This window comes from Streptomyces vinaceus, assembly GCF_008704935.1.
GTDB classification, from domain to species: domain Bacteria; phylum Actinomycetota; class Actinomycetes; order Streptomycetales; family Streptomycetaceae; genus Streptomyces; species Streptomyces vinaceus.
This window is the reverse complement of record NZ_CP023692.1, coordinates 2,989,286-3,007,666: the sequence shown is the minus strand read 5'-3', so window position 1 is coordinate 3,007,666 and position 18,381 is coordinate 2,989,286. Positions and strand designations below refer to the sequence as shown.

The following is an 18,381-nucleotide window of genomic DNA, read 5'->3' as shown; positions in this document are numbered from 1 at the left end:
GGCCGCGCCCGGCGGCGGGACGGGTCAGCCCGCGGCCAGGACCTCGCGCAGCTGGTCCAGGCCCCAGTCCAGGTCCTCCTTGCTGATCACCAGCGGGGGCGCGATGCGGATCGTCGACCCGTGCGTGTCCTTGACCAGCACCCCCCGCTCCATCAGCGCCTCCGAGATCTGCCGGCCCGTACCGTGCGCCGGGTCGATGTCGACGCCCGCCCACAGCCCCCGCCCGCGTACGGCGGTCACCGCGCCGCCGCCGACCAGCAGGTTCAGCTCCCGGTGCAGGTGGTCGCCGAGCTCGGTGGCGCGCTGCTGGTACTCGCCGGTGCGCAGCATCGCGATCACCTCCAGGGCGACCGCGCAGGCCAGCGGGTTGCCGCCGAAGGTGGAGCCGTGCTCGCCGGGGCGGAACACCCCGAGCACGTCCCGGTCGGCGATCACGGCCGAGACCGGGACCACGCCGCCGCCCAGCGCCTTGCCGAGGATGTACACGTCCGGCACGACGTCCTCGTGCTCGCACGCGAAGGTCCTGCCGGTCCGGCCCAGCCCCGACTGGATCTCGTCCGCCATGAACAGCACGTTCCGCTCGCGCGTGAGCTCCCGCACGCCCCGCAGGTAACCGGCCGGCGGCACCAGCACCCCGGCCTCGCCCTGGATCGGCTCCAGCAGCACGGCCACGGTGTTCGCGGTGACGGCCTCCGCCAGCGCGGTCAGGTCCCCGTACGGAACGATCTCGAACCCGGGGGTGTAGGGCCCGTAGTGGTCGCGCGCCTCGTGGTCCGTGGAGAAGCTCACGATGGTCGTCGTACGGCCGTGGAAGTTGTTGGCCGCGACCACGATCTTGGCCTGCCCGTCCGGCACGCCCTTGACCTCGTAGCCCCACTTGCGGGCGGTCTTGACCGCCGTTTCCACGGCCTCCGCGCCCGTGTTCATCGGCAGCACCATCTCCTTGCCGCACAGCGCGGCCAGTTCGCGGCAGAAGTCGGCGAACCGGTCGTGGTGGAAGGCCCGCGAGGTGAGGGTGACCCGCTCCAGCTGCGCCTTGGCCGCGTCCAGCAAACGGCGGTTGCCGTGGCCGAAGTTGAGCGCCGAGTAGCCGGCGAGCATGTCCAGGAACCGGCGGCCCTCCACATCGGTCATCCACGCGCCTTCCGCGGACGCCACGACGACGGGCAGCGGGTGGTAGTTGTGCGCACTGTGCGCCTCGGCGGAGTGCAGGGCTTCGGCAGTGGTCGACACGGGGTCTCCGATCGTCGGTGTGCGGGCGGGATGGAGGGGCGAGGGTGACGGGGGTGGCGTCACCTGCGTCACGTCACCTTGTATACGGCTATACGTCGCTCGTATACCGGACGGGGAAACCTTTCTTGTGGACCGCCCGCTAAGGTGGGCGGTACGCACGGCGACTGGCGTACGGAGAACCAACTCCGGGGGAGTCGTGCGCGTACGACCGCATACAGGGCCGCTCGCCTGGGCCTCGCGGGGACGAGACCTGACATCGACCCCGGAGGAGCCGCCATGAGCGCGAGCCGCCACCCCGCCCTGACCACGGTCGACCCCGAGCTGGCGTCCTTCGTCGCCGCCGAGGAGACCTTGCAGGCGCAGACCCTGCGCCTGATCCCCAGCGAGAACTACGTGTCCGCCGCCGTGCTCGAAGCCTCCGGCACCGTGCTGCAGAACAAGTACAGCGAGGGCTACCCCGGCCGCCGCTACTACGAGGGCCAGCAGAACATCGACCGCGTCGAGGCGCTGGCCGTCGAGCGGGCGAAGGGCCTGTTCGGGGTGGACCACGCCAACGTCCAGCCGTACTCCGGCTCCCCGGCGAACCTCGCCGTGTACCTGGCCTTCGCCGAGCCGGGCGACACGGTGATGGGCATGGCCCTGCCGATGGGCGGCCACCTGACGCACGGCTGGGGGGTCTCGGCGACGGGGTCCTGGTTCCGGGGCGTGCAGTACGGGGTCCGCGCCGAGGACGGCCTGATCGACTACGACGCCGTACGGGAGCTCGCGCTGGCGGAGCGCCCGAAGATCATCTTCTGTGGCGGTACGGCGCTGCCGCGCACGATCGACTTCGAGGCGTTCTCCTCGATCGCCCGCGAGGCGGGCTCGGTCCTCGTCGCGGACGTGGCGCACATCGCCGGCCTGATCGCGGGCGGGGCGCACCCCTCGCCGGTCGGGCACGTGGACGTCGTCTCCACGACCACGCACAAGACGCTGCGCGGCCCCCGGGGCGCGATGCTGATGTGCAAGGAGGAGCACGCGAAGGCCATCGACAAGGCGGTCTTCCCGGGCCTCCAGGGAGGTCCGCACAACCAGACGACCGCGGGCATCGCGGTGGCCCTGCACGAGGCGGCGCAGCCGTCGTTCGTCACGTACGCGCACGCGGTCGTCGCCAATGCCAAGGCCCTGGCGGCGGCGCTGCTGGAGCGGGGCTTCGACCTGGTGTCGGGCGGTACGGACAACCACCTGATCCTGATGGACCTCACCTCGCGGGGGGTGCCGGGCAAGGTGGCGGCCAAGGCGCTGGACCGCGCGGGGATCGTCGTGAACTACAACACGGTCCCGTTCGACCCGCGCAAGCCGTTCGACCCGTCGGGCATCCGCATCGGCACGCCGTCGCTGACCTCGCGGGGCCTGGGCACCGGCCACATGCCGGTGGTGGCCGAGTGGATCTCCCGGGCCGTGGACGCCGCCGCGAAGCAGGACGAGGCGGCCCTCGCCGCGATCCGCGCGGAGGTCGCGGACCTCATGGCGGCCCACCCCGCCCCGGGCCTCCCGCTCTCCTGACCGGCCCCCTCCCCGGGGCTCCGGCCCCGGGGGGATTGCGGACGGGTGCGGACCGGCAGTGCCCTCGTACCTGAGAGAATGGGGCCATGGCTTCTGATCGTCCTCGCGCGCTCTCCGGCATCCAGCCCACCTCCGGCTCGTTCCACCTCGGGAACTACCTCGGAGCCATCCGCCAGTACGTCGCCCTCCAGGAGACGCACGACGCGTTCTACATGGTCGTCGACCTGCACGCGATCACCATGCCGCAGGATCCGAAGGACCTGCGCGCCAATACCCGCCTCTCCGCGGCCCAGCTGCTCGCCGCCGGCCTCGACCCGGACCGCTGCACGCTCTTCATCCAGAGCCACGTCCCCGAGCACGCACAGCTCGGCTGGGTCATGAACTGCATCACCGGCTTCGGCGAGGCCAGCCGGATGACCCAGTTCAAGGACAAGTCCGCCAAGGGCGGCGTCAACAGCGCCAGCGTCGGGCTCTTCACGTACCCGATCCTCCAGGTCGCCGACATCCTGCTCTACCAGGCGAACGCCGTACCCGTGGGCGAGGACCAGCGCCAGCACATCGAGCTGACCCGCGACCTCGCGGAGCGCTTCAACCAGCGCTACGGCCGGACCTTCACGGTCCCCGCCGCGCACATCGTCAAGGAGGTCGCGAAGATCTACGACCTCCAGGACCCCTCGATCAAGATGTCGAAGTCCGCGTCCTCCCCCAAGGGCCTGATCAACCTCCTCGACGAGCCCAAGGTCACCGAGAAGAAGATCAAGAGCGCGGTCACCGACACCGAGGCGGTGATCCGCTTCGACACCGAGAACAAGCCCGGCGTCAGCAACCTGCTCACGATCTACTCCACCCTCACGGGGGAGTCCGTCCCCGCCCTCGAAGCCCGCTACGAGGGCAAGGGCTACGGCGCGCTCAAGACGGACCTGGCCGGCGTGATGGTCGATTTCGTCACACCGTTCAAGCAGCGCACCCAGGAGTACCTGGACGACCCGGAGACCCTGGACTCCATCCTGGCCAAGGGAGCGGAGAAGGCCCGCGCGGTCGCCGCCGAGACCCTGGCGCAGGCGTACGACCGCCTCGGCCTGGTGCCCGCCAAGCACTGAGTCCAGGAGGCCCTGGCAATCCGGGGGGTGCTGGCCCCACACTGGGTCGGCAGGACCCGTACGCAACCCGTACACACCAGACGACGGAGGAGACATACGTGGGGACCGTAACGCTCGGCGTTTCGATCGCGGTCCCGGAGCCGTACGGCAGCCGGCTGCAGCAGCTGCGCGCCGGCTTCGGGGACGCTGCCGCGCACGGCATCCCCACGCATGTCACCCTCGTCCCGCCCACCGAGGTGGAGGCGGACCGGCTGCCGGAGATCCGGGCCCACCTGGCCGAGGTCGCGGCCGCCTTCGGCCCCTTCCGGATGCGGCTGGAGGGGACGGGAACCTTCCGCCCGCTCTCGCCGGTCGTCTTCGTCAAGGTCGTCGAGGGCGGTACGGGCTGCACCCGGCTCCAGGGCCTGGTCCGCGACCCGGACGGGCCGCTCAACCGCGAGCTGGCGTTCCCGTACCACCCGCACGTCACGGTCGCCCACGGGATCTCCGAGGAGGCGATGGACCGGGCGTTCGCGGCCCTCGCCGACTACGAGGCGCAGTGGACCTGCACCGGTTTCGCCCTCTACGAGCAGGGCTCGGACGGGGTCTGGCGCAAGCTGCGCGAATACCCTTTCGGCACGGGCCCGATCGCCGGGGTCCCGGCGCAGTCGGGCTCACCGGTCGATGAGGCGGCGCCGGCCGCCGGGCCCGCGGGCGACGGCGCGGCACGGCGCTCCTGACGCAGCGGCCCGAGGGTCTTGCGGACGTGGAAGCGGAGCGTACGTAGGACCAGAGTGGGGAATGAACAGCCCGTCGGAAGCACTTCGCGAAAAGTCACAATCGACGACCGTAGCGGCCGAACCCGGCAATCCCGGCTATTTCCGCTCCCTCATTTACCGTGACCCCATGGACTGGCTGACGAAACTCCCGGTGATCGGCCCGCTGGTGCTCCGCCTGATGCGGACCCACGCCTGGCGCGCCTACGAACGCCTCGACCGCGTCCACTGGAGCCGGCTCGCCGCCGCGATCACCTTCATCAGTTTCCTCGCCCTCTTCCCCCTGATCACCGTGGCCGCCGCGATCGGCGCGGGGCTGCTCAGCCAGGACCAGCTGGACCGGCTCCAGAAGAACCTCTCCGAGCAGGTCCCCGGCATCTCCGAGCAGCTCGACATCGAGGGCCTCGTCGCCAACGCCGGCACGATCGGGCTCGTCGCCGCGGCCCTGCTGCTCGTCACCGGCATCGGGTGGGTCGGCTCGATGCGGGACTGCCTGCGCGCGGTGTGGGACAAGGACGACGAAGACCTGGGCAACCCCATCCTCCGCAAGGGCAAGGACGCGCTCGTCCTCGTCGGCCTCGGCGGCGTGGGCCTGGCCTCGGCCGCCGCCTCGATCCTCGGCTCCAGCGCGGTCGGCAAGTTCGGCGGCTGGCTGGGGGTGCCCCAGCACGGCGCGGGCGGCGTGCTCCTGCGCGCCGGGGCCTTCCTCGTCGGCGTCGTCGCCGCCTTCCTGATCCTGCTGTACGTACTGACGCTGCTGCCCGGCGTCGAACCGCCGCGCCGCCGGCTCATCCAGGCCGCCCTCATCGGCGCGGCCGGCTTCGAACTGCTGAAACTGCTGCTCAGCGGCTATATGCGCGGGGTCGCCGCGAAGAGCATGTACGGGGCCTTCGGCGTGCCGGTCGCCCTGCTGATCTGGATCAACCTGATGGCGAAGCTGCTGCTGTTCTGCTCCGCCTGGACGGCCACCCGCGCCGGCGCGGACGGCGACGCGAACGGCGACGGCGCACAGGACCCGCAGGAGCCTGCGGCCCCCGCGCCCACGGAGGCCAAGGGCGCCTAGGACGTCGGGCGCCCCGGACGTCGGGCGCCTAGGACGTGTGGCCGCCGCCGGTGCGGCGGCCGCGCGGGCCCCGCGGCCAGCGCCGGTTGACCGCGTACGCCCCGCCCGCGATCACGGCCAGCGCCCCGCCCGCGACCCCGAGCGCGGTGCCGACACCGCCCCCCGCACCCGCACCGGCCGCCGAGGGGTTCTTCTCGTGCGACTGGGCGGGGGAGCCCAGCGAGGAGGTGTCCGCGCTCTTCGGCGGGACCAGCTCGCCCACCGGCTTGACCTTGCCGATCGCCGCGAAGCCCCAGTCGAAGAGGTCGGCGGTCTCCTCGTAGACCGAGTTCAGCCCGCCCGCGGCCGGGTTCATCACCGTCACGAGCAGCTTCTTGTTGCCCTGCTGGGCCGCGCCGGTGAAGGTCGATCCGGCCATCGTGGTGTTCCCGTTCTTCACCCCCGCGATGCCCTTGTACGGGGAGAGCCCGCCGGAGCCCGTCATCAGCCGGTTGGTGTTCTGGATCTCGAAGTACTCCCGGGGCTTCCCGGGCTCCTGGCGCCCCGGGAACTTCGCCTCGGCCGTCCCGCAGTACTCCCGGAAGTCCTGCTTCTGCAGGCCGGAGCGGGCGATGAGGCTGAGGTCGTACGCGCTGGACACCTGCTCGGGGGCGTCGTACCCGTCCGGGGAGACCACGTGCGTGTCCAGGGCCTGGAGCTCCTCGGCGTGCGCCTGCATGTCCTTGACGGTCTTGTCGATGCCGCCGTTCATGGCGGCCAGCACGTGCACGGCGTCGTTCCCGGACCGCAGGAACACCCCGAGCCACAGGTCGTGCACCGAGTACTCGTGGTCCTCCTTGACCCCGACCAGGCTGGAGCCGGCGCCGACGCCCTCCATCTCCTGCTCGGTGACCTTGTGGACCTGGTCCTTGGGGAGGCCGGGCAGCACCGTGTCCGCGAAGAGCATCTTCAGGGTGGACGCCGGGGGCAGCCGCCAGTGCGCGTTGTTGGCGGCCAGCACCTCGCCGGTGTCGGCGTCGGCCACGATCCACGAACGCCCCGTCAGGCTCGTCGGCAGGGCGGGGGCCCCCGCCAGCGGGTTCACCTGCACCCCCGGCTTGCCGAGCAGGGCGCCGCCGACGGTGGACATCGACGCCGGCGGCGCGGCCGCCGCGGGCGCCTTGGGCGGCTGCGCCTTCCCGTCCGAGGGCGGGGTGGGCGCGGCGTGCGCGGGCACCACGAGCATCGCGGGGACCAGCAGGCCGGCGGAAAGGACCGTCAGTGCAGTCTTCTTTGCAGACACGCAGGTGAAAGTACATCCATATCGGCTCTCTGCCGTCAGGGACCGGCCAACGCGGCCGAACCACCGCCGGGACAGCCCACCCCGGCGCGTCCGTCCTGGGGACCAAACCGATACTGGGGGCATGAAACTCAGCCGCGCCGTCTCCTGGTTCCTGCTCGCCTTCGGAGTGTGGAGCTGGTTCATCTGGGCAACTTTCGTCCGGAACCTGTGGAAGGACGCCAGTGGTCTGGCATTCGACGCGGCGGGCGAGCCGACGGCCTACTTCTGGGTCCACCTTCTCCTGGCCATCGCCTCCTTTCTCCTGGGGACGGCCGTTGGTGTGATCGGGTTGCGCGGCCTCCTCGCGCTGCGGCGCACATCACGCCGGGGTCCCGGCGCGTGAGGACCGTGCTCTTCGCGGGGATCGGGCTGACGGTCCTGGCCCTGCTGGTGCTGGTCCACCGGTGGCTGTGGGTCCGCCTGGTCCGCGATACGACGCGCCCGCGCGCCGCGGTGCGCCGCATCGGCACCGCCCTGGCCTTCGCACTCCCGCTCCTCTCCCTGGCCGCCCTCACCGCGGGCCGCGCCGGCGCCCCCTTCTGGCTCCAACAGTCGGTGGCCTGGCCGGGTTACATGTGGCTGGCGGTCCTGCTGTACCTGAGCCTCGCGATGGCAGTGGCGGAGCCCGTCCGCGCGTTCCTGCTCCGCCGGAAGCCCGGTACCGACCCGGTCACCCCGGTCACCCCGGTCACCCCGGTCACCCCGGTCACCCCGGTCACCCCGGTCACCCCGGCCCCGCCGGCCGGGGCGCCCGCCGCGGCGCCCGAGCCGGCGCCGGCCCCCGGCGGGGCCACCCGCCGCCAGTTCGTCGCACGGGCGGTGGGCGGCGCGGCCGCCCTCACGGCCACCGCCACCGTCGCCCACGGCACGTACGGGGTCCTGCGCGGCCCCCGCGTCAAGCGCGTCCAGGTCCCCCTGGCCAAACTGCCCCGCGCCGCCCACGGCTTCCGCATAGCCGTCGTCAGCGACATCCACCTCGGCCCCGTCCTCGGCCGCGCCCACACCACCCGTATCGTCGAGACGGTCAACCGCACGCAGCCCGACCTCATCGCCGTCGTCGGCGACCTCGTCGACGGCAGCGTCCACGACCTCGGCCCCGCCGCCGAGCCCCTGCGCCGGCTCTCCGCCCGGCACGGCACGTACTTCGTCACCGGCAACCACGAGTACTTCTCCGGCGCGCAGCAGTGGGTCGACCACGTCCGCGAGCTCGGCCTCACCCCCCTGGAGAACGCCCGCCGGGCCCTCCCGTACTTCGACCTCGCCGGGGTCAACGACGTGGCGGGGGAGACGGAGGGCCACGGGCCGGACTTCACGGCCGCCCTCGGCGACCGCGACCCGGCCCGCACCGCCGTGCTCATGGCGCACCAGCCGGTCGTCATCCACGACGCCGTCCGCCACGGCGTCGACCTCCAGCTCTCCGGCCACACCCACGGCGGCCAGCTCTGGCCGGGCAACTACCTCGCCGAACTCGCCAACCCCACGGTCGCCGGCCTGGAGCGCTACGGCGACACCCAGCTCTACGTATCGCGCGGCGCCGGCGCCTGGGGGCCGCCGGTCAGGGTCGGCGCCCCCTCCGACATCACGGTCGTCGAACTCGCCTCATACCAGGCGTGACCGGGCGCAACCGGTAGCGACCCGCCGTGAATCGGCCTTCCCGGGGCTGAATTTCCATGATGGGATGACCGTTAATCGGACATGGGGATCCGGTCAGCGAGTCAAACCATGGCATTTTCATGGGTGGGGTGGGGTCAAGGGTGAAGTCTGTCCGCTCGAAGGTCATCGCGGCGGGGCTGGTGATCGGCGTCGCCGGTGCCGGCGCCTGGCAGCTGCTTCCGGAGGAGGGCCGCGGCAGCGGGACCGCCCTGCGGGTCGGGACGAGCGACGTGGTCTCGTCCCTCGACCCCGCCGGGGCGTACGACGCGGGCTCCTGGGCCCTCTTCAGCAACGTCTACCAGTCGCTGCTGACGATCAAGTCCGGCTCCGACACCCCGGTCCCGGACGCGGCCTCGTCCTGCAAGTTCACCGGCACGCAGCTCACCACGTACGCGTGCGAGCTCCGCCCCGACCTGAAGTTCTCGAACGGGCGGGCGATCACCGCCGAGGACGTCAAGCACTCCTTCGACCGGATCAAGGCGATCAACTCCGACCAGGGTCCGGCGCCGCTCTTCAACACCCTCCAGTCGGTCAAGGCCGAGGGCCGCACCATCACCTTCACGCTCTCCGCGCCCGACGCCACCTTCCCCTTCAAGATCGCGACGGGTGCCGCCTCGATCGTCGACAAGGAGAAGTACCCGGCGAAGGCCCTGCGCGAGGACGGCAAGGTCGACGGCTCCGGCCCCTTCACCCTCGGCGCGTACCAGGCCGGCACCAGCGCCGAGCTCAAGCCGAACCAGGCCTACCGCGGCCAGCCCAGGCAGCCCGGCAAGACGGCCGTCACCGTCCGGTACTACAAGGACTCCGCCCAGCTCAACCAGGCCTGGACCGACCACCAGATCGAGATCGCCCACCGCGACATGCCGCCGGAGGTGCTCGCTGGCCTCAACCCCGGCCTGAAGGACACCAAGTACCAGGCCTCCGGAGGCTCGGAGACCCGCAACATCGTCTTCAACGTGCGCTCCGGCTCCCCGGCCGCGCCGCTCGCCGTGCGCCAGGCCGTCGCCGCCGTCATCGACCGCTCCAAGGTGGCCGGCGACATCCACCACGGCACGGTCACCCCGCTCTACTCCCTCGTCCCGGCCGGGATCTCCTCGCACAGCACCCCGTTTTTCGACACGTACCCGACGCCCAACGGCGCCGCCGCGAAGAAGCTCCTCAAGGACGCCGGGATCACCGCCCCGGTCTCCCTGACCCTCGGCGTGTACTCGCGCGGCCCGAACGTCGCCGAGGCGGACGAGATCGCGAAGCAGCTCACGGCCACCGGGCTCTTCCAGATCAAGGTCAAGACTGTCGAACAGTGGGCCGACTTCCAGAAGGCCTACGCGGCCGGTGAGTTCGACGCCTACACCATCGGCTGGATCGCCGACTTCCCGGACGCGGACAACTTCCTCGCCCCGCTCGTCGGCGCCGACTCCAGCATGAACAACGGCTTCTCGGACAAGGCCGTCGACGGGCTCATCGCCCGCACCCAGTCCTTCTCGGACCGGGGCCAGGCCGCCGGCGACTTCCGCGAGCTCCAGAAGCTGGTCTCCCAGCAGATCCCGGTGCTGCCGATCTGGCAGAAGAAGGACTACGTGATGTCGCGCGAGTCCGTCTCCGGCACCCAGTACCTCTCCGACGGCACCGGGGTCTGGCGCCTGTGGGAGCTCAACTGGCTGTAGCCGCACCGTCGGCGCCGGCCGTGGGGTCGAAGTCGGCATCCGGGTCGGACGCCCGCTTCTTCCTCGACACCGCCGTCTGCGCCATCCCCGGCAGGAAGTCCGCGAACAGCTCGTGGACCTCGCGCACCAGCGGCCGCAGCACCCGGAACCGGGCCAGGACGATGCCCCGCGTCGTCAGCTGCGCGCCGCGCTCCGCGAGCCGCCGCGTCTTCTCGCTGTCGGGGGAGCGGTCGAAGACCCAGTACAGGACGAGCCCCATCTGCGAGAGCCACATCAGCTCCGGCAGTACGTCGGCCAGTTCGGCCGGCACCTTCGTCTTCGCGCCCGCCAGCACCTCGCGGTGCATCTCGATCGCCGCCTGGCGCGCGGGTTCCGATTCGGGGGAGAAGGGGCTGAGCGGACTCTCGGGGTCCGCCGCGTTCTTGAAGAACTGGGAGGCGAACTCGTGGTACGGGGCGGCGATGTCGAGCCAGGTCGTCAGCACGCCCGCGAGCCGCTTCTGCAGATCGGTCTCGCTGTCCAGGATGGGCCGGACCGCCGCCTGGTGCGCGGCGCCGATCCGGTCGTAGAACCCCTGGACCAGGTGTTCCTTCGAGGCGAAGTAGTAGTAGGCGTTGCCGACCGAGACCCCTGCCTCCTTGGCGATGGCCCGCATGGTCGTCTTGTCGAAGCCGCGCTCCTGGAAGAGACGGAGCGCGGTTTCGAGGATGAGCGTGCGGGTCTGCTCGCTCTTGGGAGCCTTCTGATCAGTCACGGTGTACGAGCCTAGCCGGGTACGGCGCAGTGGTCGCCACAGGCCGGGGCCTGCGGCTCCACTTCGCCCTCGGGCCCGGGTCCGGTCCGTACCGCCTGCCGCCAGGCGGAGGCCGTGTACATGGCGGCCCGGGCGAAGGGCCGGCCCGCGGCGGTGGCGAGCCAGTTGGCCTTCGGCCGGTGCTCCGCCAGCGCCCACAGGCACACGATGAAGGCATCGGTCCCGGTCCACACCTGCCCCGAGTCCCCGATGACGGTGATCTCGCGGAGCGTGGAGGCGTGGTCGAGCTGCGGGAACTTCCCCCGCGCCGCGAAGGACGCGGCCGGGATCAGCCGCAGCGGCACCAGCCAGCGCTGGCCGAGGAGCCAGTGCCGGATGTGGACGCAGAGCGGGCAGTCGGCGTCGTACAGCACGGTCAGGTGCCGGGTCGGCTGCACCGTCGTGGCCGCGGTCATCGCTCAGGCCCCGGCCGGAGCGGTCCACCCCTGCGGGGCGACCGGCGGGGTCTGCTGGCGCTCCATGATCCCGCGACGGCGCATCTTGTTCAGCACCCAGACGTTGCCGAGGTGCATGACGCCGAGGACGAGCAGGACGACGCCGAGCTTGACCGACAGTGCCTCGAACAGCCGGCGGGCCGAGTCGATGCCGGCGTCCGAACGCAGGTAGAGCGTCACGAAGCCGATGTTGACGAGGTAGAACCCCACCACCAGGAGGTGGTTCACGGCGTCCGCGAGCTTCTCGTTCCCGTGCAGGACGTCGGCGATGAAGATGCGGCCGTTGCGGCTGAGCGTACGGGCGACCCAGACGGTCAGCGCGATGCTGATGAGCAGGTAGATGACGTATGCGACGACGGTGAGGTCCATTGCCTCTGCCCCCTTGAACGTGTTCAACTCGTTGGCAGGACTGACTGTAGACCTCTTTTTGAACAGGTTCAAGCGATCTCGGCGGCCGTTGCGACCCAGCGCGGCGGGCGCTGTCGGAGGGGGGCCCTAGGCTTCGGGCATGGCAAGGGTGACGTTCGTCGACGAGGCGACCTCCGGCGACCGGGCCGGCGGGTGGGAGTTCGAGGTGGCCGAAGAGCGGCTCGCGCTGCGCGAGTTGATCCTCGTGCTCGTCGGGGACCGCCAGGTGACCGAGCTCGACGAGGTCGTCGACCTGCCGCTCGGCACCGAGGTCACCTTCCTCAAGCTCGTCGCCCTGGCGGGTGGCTGACATGGCCGACCGCGCCTACGCCGAAGCCGCCTACCGGGCCCTGGCGCAGGAGGACGCCCCGGAGCTGGCGACCGCGCTGCTCAAGGCCGCCATCGCCTACAGCGGCCACTGGCAGAACAACAAGGAGGCGGCGCAGCTCGTCGCCGACGTGAACGCCCGGCCCGCCGGGTTCCGGCAGCGGCTCGTGGACGAGCTCGGCCACACCCTCGCCTCCCTGGCGGGGGAGTCCGGCGCCCGGGCCAACGCCCTGGGCCTCGCCGCCGCCGTCGGCCGGGACCTGCCCTGGGGCGAAGCGCTCCACGCCGCCCGCCGCGAGAAGCTCGACGAGATCGGCCGCATGAGCGGGACCGGATACCACGGCTGGGTGCCGGAGCTGGTGCTCGCCGAGCTCGCCGCGGGCCGTCCGGTGGCGCCGGCCGTCGTCGCCGCCCTGCGCCGCAGCGCCCTGTCCGCGTACGGCTACCAGCCGGTCGTCGTGATCGCCGCGCGCCTGACCGAACCCGTGCTCAACGTCGGCGAGGCCTGGGCGGACCGGGCGCTGGCCGACGGGGAGCGCTGGCACGCCCTCCTCGCGCACGCCGCGACCGCGACCGCCGCCAGGCCCACCGCCACGTGGGAGAAGGCCGGCCGGGCGCTGGTCGAGGAGGCGGGGGAGGACGAGGTGCGCGAGCGGCTGCTCGGCTGGCTCCGGCTCGTCGGCGCGCCCCGCACCCTCCCCCTGGGCGAGGAGCGGTTCGGGCCGAACCCGAACGACACGTTCGACCCCTACAACGCCAACGCCCTGCGCGGCCTGGCCTGGCTGCTGTCCTTCCTGCCCCCGCACCCGGAGACGGCGCGGGTCCTCGGCTCGCTCGTCGAGACCTCGCTGCGCAAGGTCGCGGGCCTGGGCCCGCGGGCCCCCAAGGTGGCCAATGCCGGGGTCACCGCCCTCTCCCTCATCGACAGCGAGGCCGCCCTGGCCGAGCTGGCCCGGCTGGCCACCCGGGTGACCTTCAAGGGCACCCTCAAGGTGCTGGACACCGCCCTGGAGGCGCGGGCCGTCGCCCTGGGCCTCGGCCGGGAGGAGATCGAGGAGCTCGCGGTGCCGGCGTACGGGCTCACCGGCGTCGGCCGGGCCGAGCGGGCGCTGGGCGGGACCACCGCCGTCGTGGAGGTCCGCGGCCCCAGGGCGGTCCTCTGCTGGCGCAGCGCCGCCGGCAAGGCGGTCAAGAGCGTCCCCGCCGCCGTGCGCCGCGACCACCCCGAGGAGCTCAAGGAGCTCAAGGCGGCCGTCAAGGACATCGACAAGATGCTCGGGGCCCAGGCCGAGCGGCTGGACCGGCAGTTCCTCGCCCGCCGCCGCTGGGCGTACGGGAAGTGGCGCGAACGGTACGTCGACCACCCGCTGGTCGGGACCCTGGCCCGGCGGCTGCTCTGGGTGGTGGACGGCACCCCGGTAGGCTTCGCCGGCGGCGAGCTGCGCACCCTCGACGACACCCCGGTCACCGAGGTCACCGAGGGCGCCGAGGTGACGCTGTGGCATCCCATCGACCGCGAGCCGGCCGAGGCGGCCGCCTGGCGGGACTGGATCGAACGGCACGGCATCACCCAGCCGTTCAAACAGGCCCACCGCGAGGTGTACCCGCTGACCGACGCGGAGCTGCGCACCGCCACGTACTCCAACCGGTTCGCCGCGCACTACCTGCGCCAGCACCAGTTCCACTCGCTGGCCGCCGTCCGCGGCTGGCACAACAAGCTGCGCCTCGCCGTGGACGACAGCCTCCCGCCCGCCGTGCGCGAGCTGCCGCAGTGGGGGCTGCGCGCCGAGTACTGGATCGAGGGCGACGGCGGCGACGACTACCGACACCTCACCGACTCGGGCAGTTTCCTGCGGCTGCGCACCGACCAGCTGCGCTTCTACCCGATCGGCGCCCCGCGCAACTGGGCGCACGCCTGCGGCGGCGCGTACACGATGCACCTGCGCGACGGTGCGGACCCGGTGGACCCGCTTCCGCTGGCCGAGGTGCCCGCGCTCGTGCTCAGCGAAGTCCTGCGCGACGTCGACCTGTTCGTCGGGGTGGCCAGCGTCGGCAACGACCCGACGTGGCAGGACGGCGGCCCCGAGGGCCGCTACCGCGACTACTGGACCTCGTACGGGTTCGGCGAGCTGAGCCGGACCGCCGAGACCCGCCGGGGCCTGCTGGAGCGGCTGGTACCGCGGCTCGCCATCGCCGACCGGTGCCGGATCGAGGGCCGGTTCCTGCACGTACGGGGCGAGCTGCGCGCGTACCGGATCCACCTCGGGTCGGGGAACATCCTCATGGATCCGGGCGACCAGTACCTGTGCATCGTCCCGGCGGGGCGCTCGGCCTCCGGGCCGGAGACCGGCTACCTGCCCTTCGAGGGGGACTGGACGCTCGCGCTGATCCTCAGCAAGGCGATGATGCTGGCGGCCGACACCGGCATCACCGACCCGACGATCACCCGTCAGATACTGAGGGAACGGGCGTAGTTGATCTGCTGCATCACCCAGGGGTACGTGCTCGCGTCGGCCGCCGGGATCATCGTGGAGTGGTGGCGGCCGCCGCTGGTGACGGTGACCTGGATGTAGCCGGTGGTGGTCTTCTCCTTCATGAGGAGGAAGAGCAGACCGAGCAGGCAGAACAGGAAGAAGATGACCGCGAGCACGATGGCGTGCGCCGGGATCTTCGTCTCGGTGCGGGAGAGGTCCGAGGCGTTCCACATCGCGCCCCTGAGCGGCATCGGGCCCGACGGGGTCATGATCTGGTCCCCGGCGATGGTGATGTCGCCGAGGGCGAAGCCCGACCCGTTGCCGTACGCCGGGGGCTGTACGGGGGCGGGGATGCCGGCCCCGCCGACGGTCGGCTGGTACCCGGGCGCGGGCGGTGTGGCCGGGTACCCGTAGCCGGACGCGGGCGGTGTGGCCGGGTACCCGTACCCGGGAGTCCCCGGAGTCGCCGGATATCCCTGCGGATATCCATAACCCGGGCCGCCGGGGGCCCCGTTGTCACCTGAGTACGGATTCGGCTGCTGCTCGCTCATGCGCTCGATCTTTCCACAGCCACGCCCGGGCTTGTACCCGATCAGGCGAGGCCGCCCTCGCTCCCGGGCCCGCGCCCCGCAGCCGTGAGCACGGCCTCGACGTCCAGGGTCACCTTGGCGCCGATGGACTCGGGGAGGGTGACGAGCTCACCGGGGGCGTGGACGCGGTGGGTGGCGTACTCGTCCTGGGCCGGATCGGTGAGGACGTGCAGGCGGTCGTGCCGGCGGTCGACGATCACGTAGACGGGGACCTCGGCGTTGGCGTAGGCCCGGACCTTCGTCCGCAGGTCGGCCTGGTAGTTGCTGGAGGTGACCTCCAGGACCAGGCGGAAGACGACGGGCTCGTAGCAGTTGTTGGGCTGCTGTCGAGAGCATCATCGTAGGACGGGGAAGGGCCCCGCGGCCGGAAGCCGCGTGCTCACCCGAACGGGCGAGGGCCCCGCCCCCCGGTGTGGAACCGGGGGGCGGGGCCCTCGTACGGGCGACCGCGAAGCGGTCAGAAGCGGCGCGTGATCAGCGCGCGCTTGACTTCCTGGATCGCCTTCGTGACCTCGATGCCGCGGGGGCACGCGTCGGTGCAGTTGAAGGTCGTGCGGCAGCGCCACACGCCGTCCTTGTCGTTCAGGATCTCCAGCCGCTGCTCGCCGGCCTCGTCGCGCGAGTCGAAGATGAAGCGGTGCGCGTTGACGATCGCCGCCGGGCCGAAGTACTGCCCGTCATTCCAGAACACCGGGCACGACGAGGTGCACGCCGCGCACAGGATGCACTTCGTGGTGTCGTCGAACCGCTCGCGGTCCTCGGCCGACTGCAGGCGCTCACGCGTCGGCTCGTTCCCCTTGGTGACGAGGAACGGCATGACGTCGCGGTACGCCTGGAAGAAGGGCTCCATGTCGACGACGAGGTCCTTCATCACGGTGAGGCCCTTGATGGCCTCGACCGTGATCGGCTTCTCCGGGTTGATGTCCTTGATCAGCGTCTTGCAGGCGAGCCTGTTCTTGCCGTTGATCCGCATCGCGTCGGAGCCGCAGATGCCGTGCGCGCACGACCGGCGGAAGGTCAGCGTGCCGTCGAGGTCCCACTTGATCTTGTGGAGACCGTCGAGCACGCGCTCCTTCGGGTCGATCTCGATCTGGAAGTCCTGCCACTGCGCCTCGTCCGAGATCTCGGGGTTGAAGCGGCGGATCCGGAACGTGACCGTGATGTACGGGGAGGCAGCTGCCGCCTCTTCCATCTTGTCCGTCTTGGACAGGGTCGGGGTAGCCATCAGTACTTACGCTCCATCGGCTGGTAGCGGGTCGTCACGACCGGCTTGTAGTCGAGCCGGACCGAGTCCGAGCCATCGGCTCCGACCTCGCGGTACGCCATGGTGTGGCGCATGAAGTTGACGTCGTCGCGGTTCGGGTAGTCCTCGCGGTAGTGACCGCCGCGGGACTCCTTGCGCGCGAGCGCGGACACGGCCATGACCTCGGCCAGGTCGAGCAGGTTGCCCAGCTCGATGGCCTCCAGCAGGTCCGTGTTGAAGCGCTTGCCCTTGTCCTGGACGGACACGTTCTTGTAGCGCTCGCGCAGCTCAGCGATCTTCTCGACCGCGGTCTTGATGGTCTGCTCCGTACGGAAGACCATCACGCAGGCGTCCATCGTCTCCTGGAGCTCCAGGCGCAGGTCGGCGACCCGCTCCTTGCCCGTGGAGTTGCGCAGGCGCTCGACGAGGTCGATGACCTGCTGCGCCGGGTTCTCGGGGAGCTCGACGTAGTCGTTCTCCTGCGAGTACTTCGCCGCGGCGATGCCCGAGCGCTTGCCGAACACGTTGATGTCCAGCAGCGAGTTGGTGCCGAGGCGGTTGGCGCCGTGCACGGAGACGCAGGCGACCTCGCCGGCCGCGTACAGGCCCGGAACGACGGTGGTGTTGTCCGCCAGGACCTCACCCTCGACGTTCGTCGGGATGCCGCCCATGGCGTAGTGCGCGGTGGGCTGGATCGGGATCGGGTCCGTGTACGGCTCGATGCCCAGGTACGTACGCGCGAACTCGGTGATGTCCGGGAGCTTCGCGTCGAGCTGCTCCGGCGGAAGGTGCGTCAGGTCCAGGTACACGTGGTCACCGGCCGGACCGCAGCCGCGGCCCTCGCGGATCTCGGTGTAGATGGAGCGCGAGACGACGTCACGGGACGCGAGGTCCTTCATGACCGGCGCGTACTTCTCCATGAAGCGCTCGCCGTCCTTGTTGCGGAGGATGCCGCCCTCACCGCGGGCGCCCTCCGTCAGCAGGATGCCCATGCGCCAGATGCCCGTCGGGTGGAACTGGAAGAACTCCATGTCCTCCAGCGGCAGGCCGCGGCGGTAGCAGGCCGCCTGGCCGTCACCCGTGAGGGTGTGCGCGTTGGAGGTCACCTTGAAGAACTTGCCGGTGCCGCCGGAGGCGTAGATGACGGCCTTCGCCTGGAACACGTGGATCTCGCCGGTGGCGAGCTCGTACGCGACCACGCCGGCCGACTTCTTGACGCCGTCCTCCTCGACCAGGAGCTGGTCCAGGACGTAGAACTCGTTGAAGAACTCCACGCCCTCCTTGACGCAGTTCTGGTACAGCGTCTGGAGGATCATGTGACCGGTGCGGTCCGCGGCGTAGCAGGACCGGCGGACCGGCGCCTCGCCGTGGTTGCGCGAGTGGCCGCCGAAGCGGCGCTGGTCGATGGTGCCGTCCGGGGTGCGGTTGAACGGCAGGCCCATCTTCTCCAGGTCGAGGACCGCGTCGATGGCCTCCTTCGCCAGGATCTCGGCGGCGTCCTGGTCGACCAGGTAGTCACCGCCCTTGACCGTGTCGAAGGTGTGCCACTCCCAGTTGTCCTCCTCCACGTTCGCCAGCGCGGCGGCCATGCCGCCCTGCGCGGCGCCCGTGTGGGAGCGGGTGGGGTAGAGCTTCGTCAGCACCGCGGTGCGGCTGCGCTTCGTCGACTCGATGGCGGCGCGCATGCCCGCGCCACCTGCGCCGACGATGACGGTGTCGTACTTGTGGATCTTCATCTTTTTCGCCTCAGCCCCGTT

17 protein-coding genes, 1 pseudogene and 1 riboswitch are annotated in these 18,381 nt (G+C 71.2%); of the genes and pseudogenes, 9 read left to right on the top strand and 9 right to left on the bottom strand.

All coding sequences use genetic code 11. From position 1 onward, the window contains the following. Positions 1-24: 24 nt before the first annotated feature. Positions 25-1,233, bottom strand: coding sequence for an ornithine--oxo-acid transaminase (gene rocD, locus CP980_RS13205; RefSeq protein ID WP_132756163.1), 1,209 nt, complete (start codon positions 1,231-1,233; stop codon positions 25-27). A 150-nt stretch (positions 1,234-1,383) separates the two neighbouring features. Continuing rightward, positions 1,384-1,474, top strand: a riboswitch (ZMP/ZTP riboswitch). Between the two features lie 35 nt (positions 1,475-1,509). Here rocD and CP980_RS13200 point away from each other — a divergent pair. The 4 genes from CP980_RS13200 to CP980_RS13185 all read left to right on the top strand — a co-directional run bounded on the left by CP980_RS13200 (position 1,510) and on the right by CP980_RS13185 (position 5,696). Further along, a complete protein-coding gene (locus CP980_RS13200) occupies positions 1,510-2,778 on the top strand; it encodes a serine hydroxymethyltransferase (protein WP_150528243.1) in 1,269 nt (422 codons plus the stop codon). A gap of 86 nt (positions 2,779-2,864) precedes the next feature. Further along, positions 2,865-3,878 (top strand): tryptophan--tRNA ligase, encoded by a 1,014-nt coding sequence (trpS, locus tag CP980_RS13195; protein ID WP_132756167.1) that lies wholly within the window; start codon positions 2,865-2,867, stop codon positions 3,876-3,878. Between the two features lie 98 nt (positions 3,879-3,976). Continuing rightward, a complete protein-coding gene (locus CP980_RS13190) occupies positions 3,977-4,597 on the top strand; it encodes a 2'-5' RNA ligase family protein (protein ID WP_150528242.1) in 621 nt (206 codons plus the stop codon). Positions 4,598-4,763: 166 nt separating this feature from the next. After that, the gene (locus tag CP980_RS13185) at positions 4,764-5,696 is read left to right on the top strand and encodes a YihY/virulence factor BrkB family protein (RefSeq protein WP_150528241.1); all 933 of its coding nucleotides are present in this window, start codon (positions 4,764-4,766) and stop codon (positions 5,694-5,696) included. A 28-nt stretch (positions 5,697-5,724) separates the two neighbouring features. On the opposite strand, the gene CP980_RS13180 is transcribed toward CP980_RS13185, so the two are convergent. Next, the gene (locus CP980_RS13180) at positions 5,725-6,978 is read right to left on the bottom strand and encodes a D-alanyl-D-alanine carboxypeptidase family protein (RefSeq protein ID WP_229906947.1); all 1,254 of its coding nucleotides are present in this window, start codon (positions 6,976-6,978) and stop codon (positions 5,725-5,727) included. 121 nt (positions 6,979-7,099) lie between these two features. On the opposite strand from CP980_RS13180, the gene CP980_RS13175 reads away from it, so the two are divergent. The 3 genes from CP980_RS13175 (at position 7,100) to CP980_RS13165 (ending at position 10,334) form a co-directional block, all read left to right on the top strand. Next, positions 7,100-7,360: an SCO4848 family membrane protein gene (locus tag CP980_RS13175; RefSeq protein WP_132756175.1), complete on the top strand. Its 261-nt coding sequence runs from the start codon at positions 7,100-7,102 to the stop codon at positions 7,358-7,360. Continuing rightward, on the top strand, positions 7,357-8,631 hold the full coding sequence (locus CP980_RS13170; protein WP_150528239.1) for a metallophosphoesterase: 1,275 nt from the start codon (positions 7,357-7,359) through the stop codon (positions 8,629-8,631). The genes CP980_RS13175 and CP980_RS13170 overlap by 4 nt, the downstream gene beginning before the upstream one ends. Positions 8,632-8,771: 140 nt before the next feature. Continuing rightward, complete coding sequence (locus CP980_RS13165) at positions 8,772-10,334, top strand: ABC transporter substrate-binding protein (protein WP_150528238.1); 1,563 nt, start codon at positions 8,772-8,774, stop codon at positions 10,332-10,334. On the opposite strand, the gene CP980_RS13160 is transcribed toward CP980_RS13165, so the two are convergent. The 3 genes from CP980_RS13160 to CP980_RS13150 are packed head-to-tail and all read right to left on the bottom strand — an operon-like array spanning position 10,321 to position 11,951. Next, positions 10,321-11,088, bottom strand: coding sequence for a TetR family transcriptional regulator (locus CP980_RS13160; RefSeq protein WP_150528237.1), 768 nt, complete (start codon positions 11,086-11,088; stop codon positions 10,321-10,323). The two genes, CP980_RS13165 and CP980_RS13160, sit on opposite strands and share 14 nt — an antisense overlap. An 11-nt stretch (positions 11,089-11,099) precedes the next feature. Next, positions 11,100-11,543 carry a thiol-disulfide oxidoreductase DCC family protein gene (locus CP980_RS13155; RefSeq protein ID WP_132756183.1) on the bottom strand — a complete coding sequence of 148 codons (444 nt, stop codon included), beginning with the start codon at positions 11,541-11,543 and terminating at the stop codon, positions 11,100-11,102. Between the two features lie 3 nt (positions 11,544-11,546). After that, on the bottom strand, positions 11,547-11,951 hold the full coding sequence (locus CP980_RS13150) for a hypothetical protein (RefSeq protein WP_132756185.1): 405 nt from the start codon (positions 11,949-11,951) through the stop codon (positions 11,547-11,549). A 139-nt stretch (positions 11,952-12,090) separates the two neighbouring features. Between CP980_RS13150 and CP980_RS13145 the strand changes: the two genes are divergently transcribed. Beyond that, the gene (locus CP980_RS13145; protein ID WP_150528236.1) at positions 12,091-12,300 is read left to right on the top strand and encodes a hypothetical protein; all 210 of its coding nucleotides are present in this window, start codon (positions 12,091-12,093) and stop codon (positions 12,298-12,300) included. Between the two features lies 1 nt (position 12,301). Continuing rightward, positions 12,302-14,791, top strand: coding sequence for a DUF4132 domain-containing protein (locus CP980_RS13140; RefSeq protein WP_150528235.1), 2,490 nt, complete (start codon positions 12,302-12,304; stop codon positions 14,789-14,791). Here CP980_RS13140 and CP980_RS13135 read toward each other — a convergent pair. The 4 genes and pseudogenes from CP980_RS13135 to sdhA form a co-directional block, all read right to left on the bottom strand. Beyond that, positions 14,767-15,342, bottom strand: coding sequence for a hypothetical protein (locus CP980_RS13135; RefSeq protein ID WP_150528234.1), 576 nt, complete (start codon positions 15,340-15,342; stop codon positions 14,767-14,769). The genes CP980_RS13140 and CP980_RS13135 overlap by 25 nt on opposite strands. Positions 15,343-15,383: 41 nt before the next feature. Then, positions 15,384-15,698, bottom strand: a pseudogene (locus CP980_RS13130) (Uma2 family endonuclease); the annotation flags it as partial. Between the two features lie 140 nt (positions 15,699-15,838). Next, a complete protein-coding gene (locus CP980_RS13125) occupies positions 15,839-16,606 on the bottom strand; it encodes a succinate dehydrogenase iron-sulfur subunit (protein ID WP_048474856.1) in 768 nt (255 codons plus the stop codon). After that, positions 16,606-18,360: a succinate dehydrogenase flavoprotein subunit gene (sdhA, locus tag CP980_RS13120; protein ID WP_053786359.1), complete on the bottom strand. Its 1,755-nt coding sequence runs from the start codon at positions 18,358-18,360 to the stop codon at positions 16,606-16,608. The genes CP980_RS13125 and sdhA overlap by 1 nt, the downstream gene beginning before the upstream one ends. Positions 18,361-18,381: the final 21 nt, after the last annotated feature.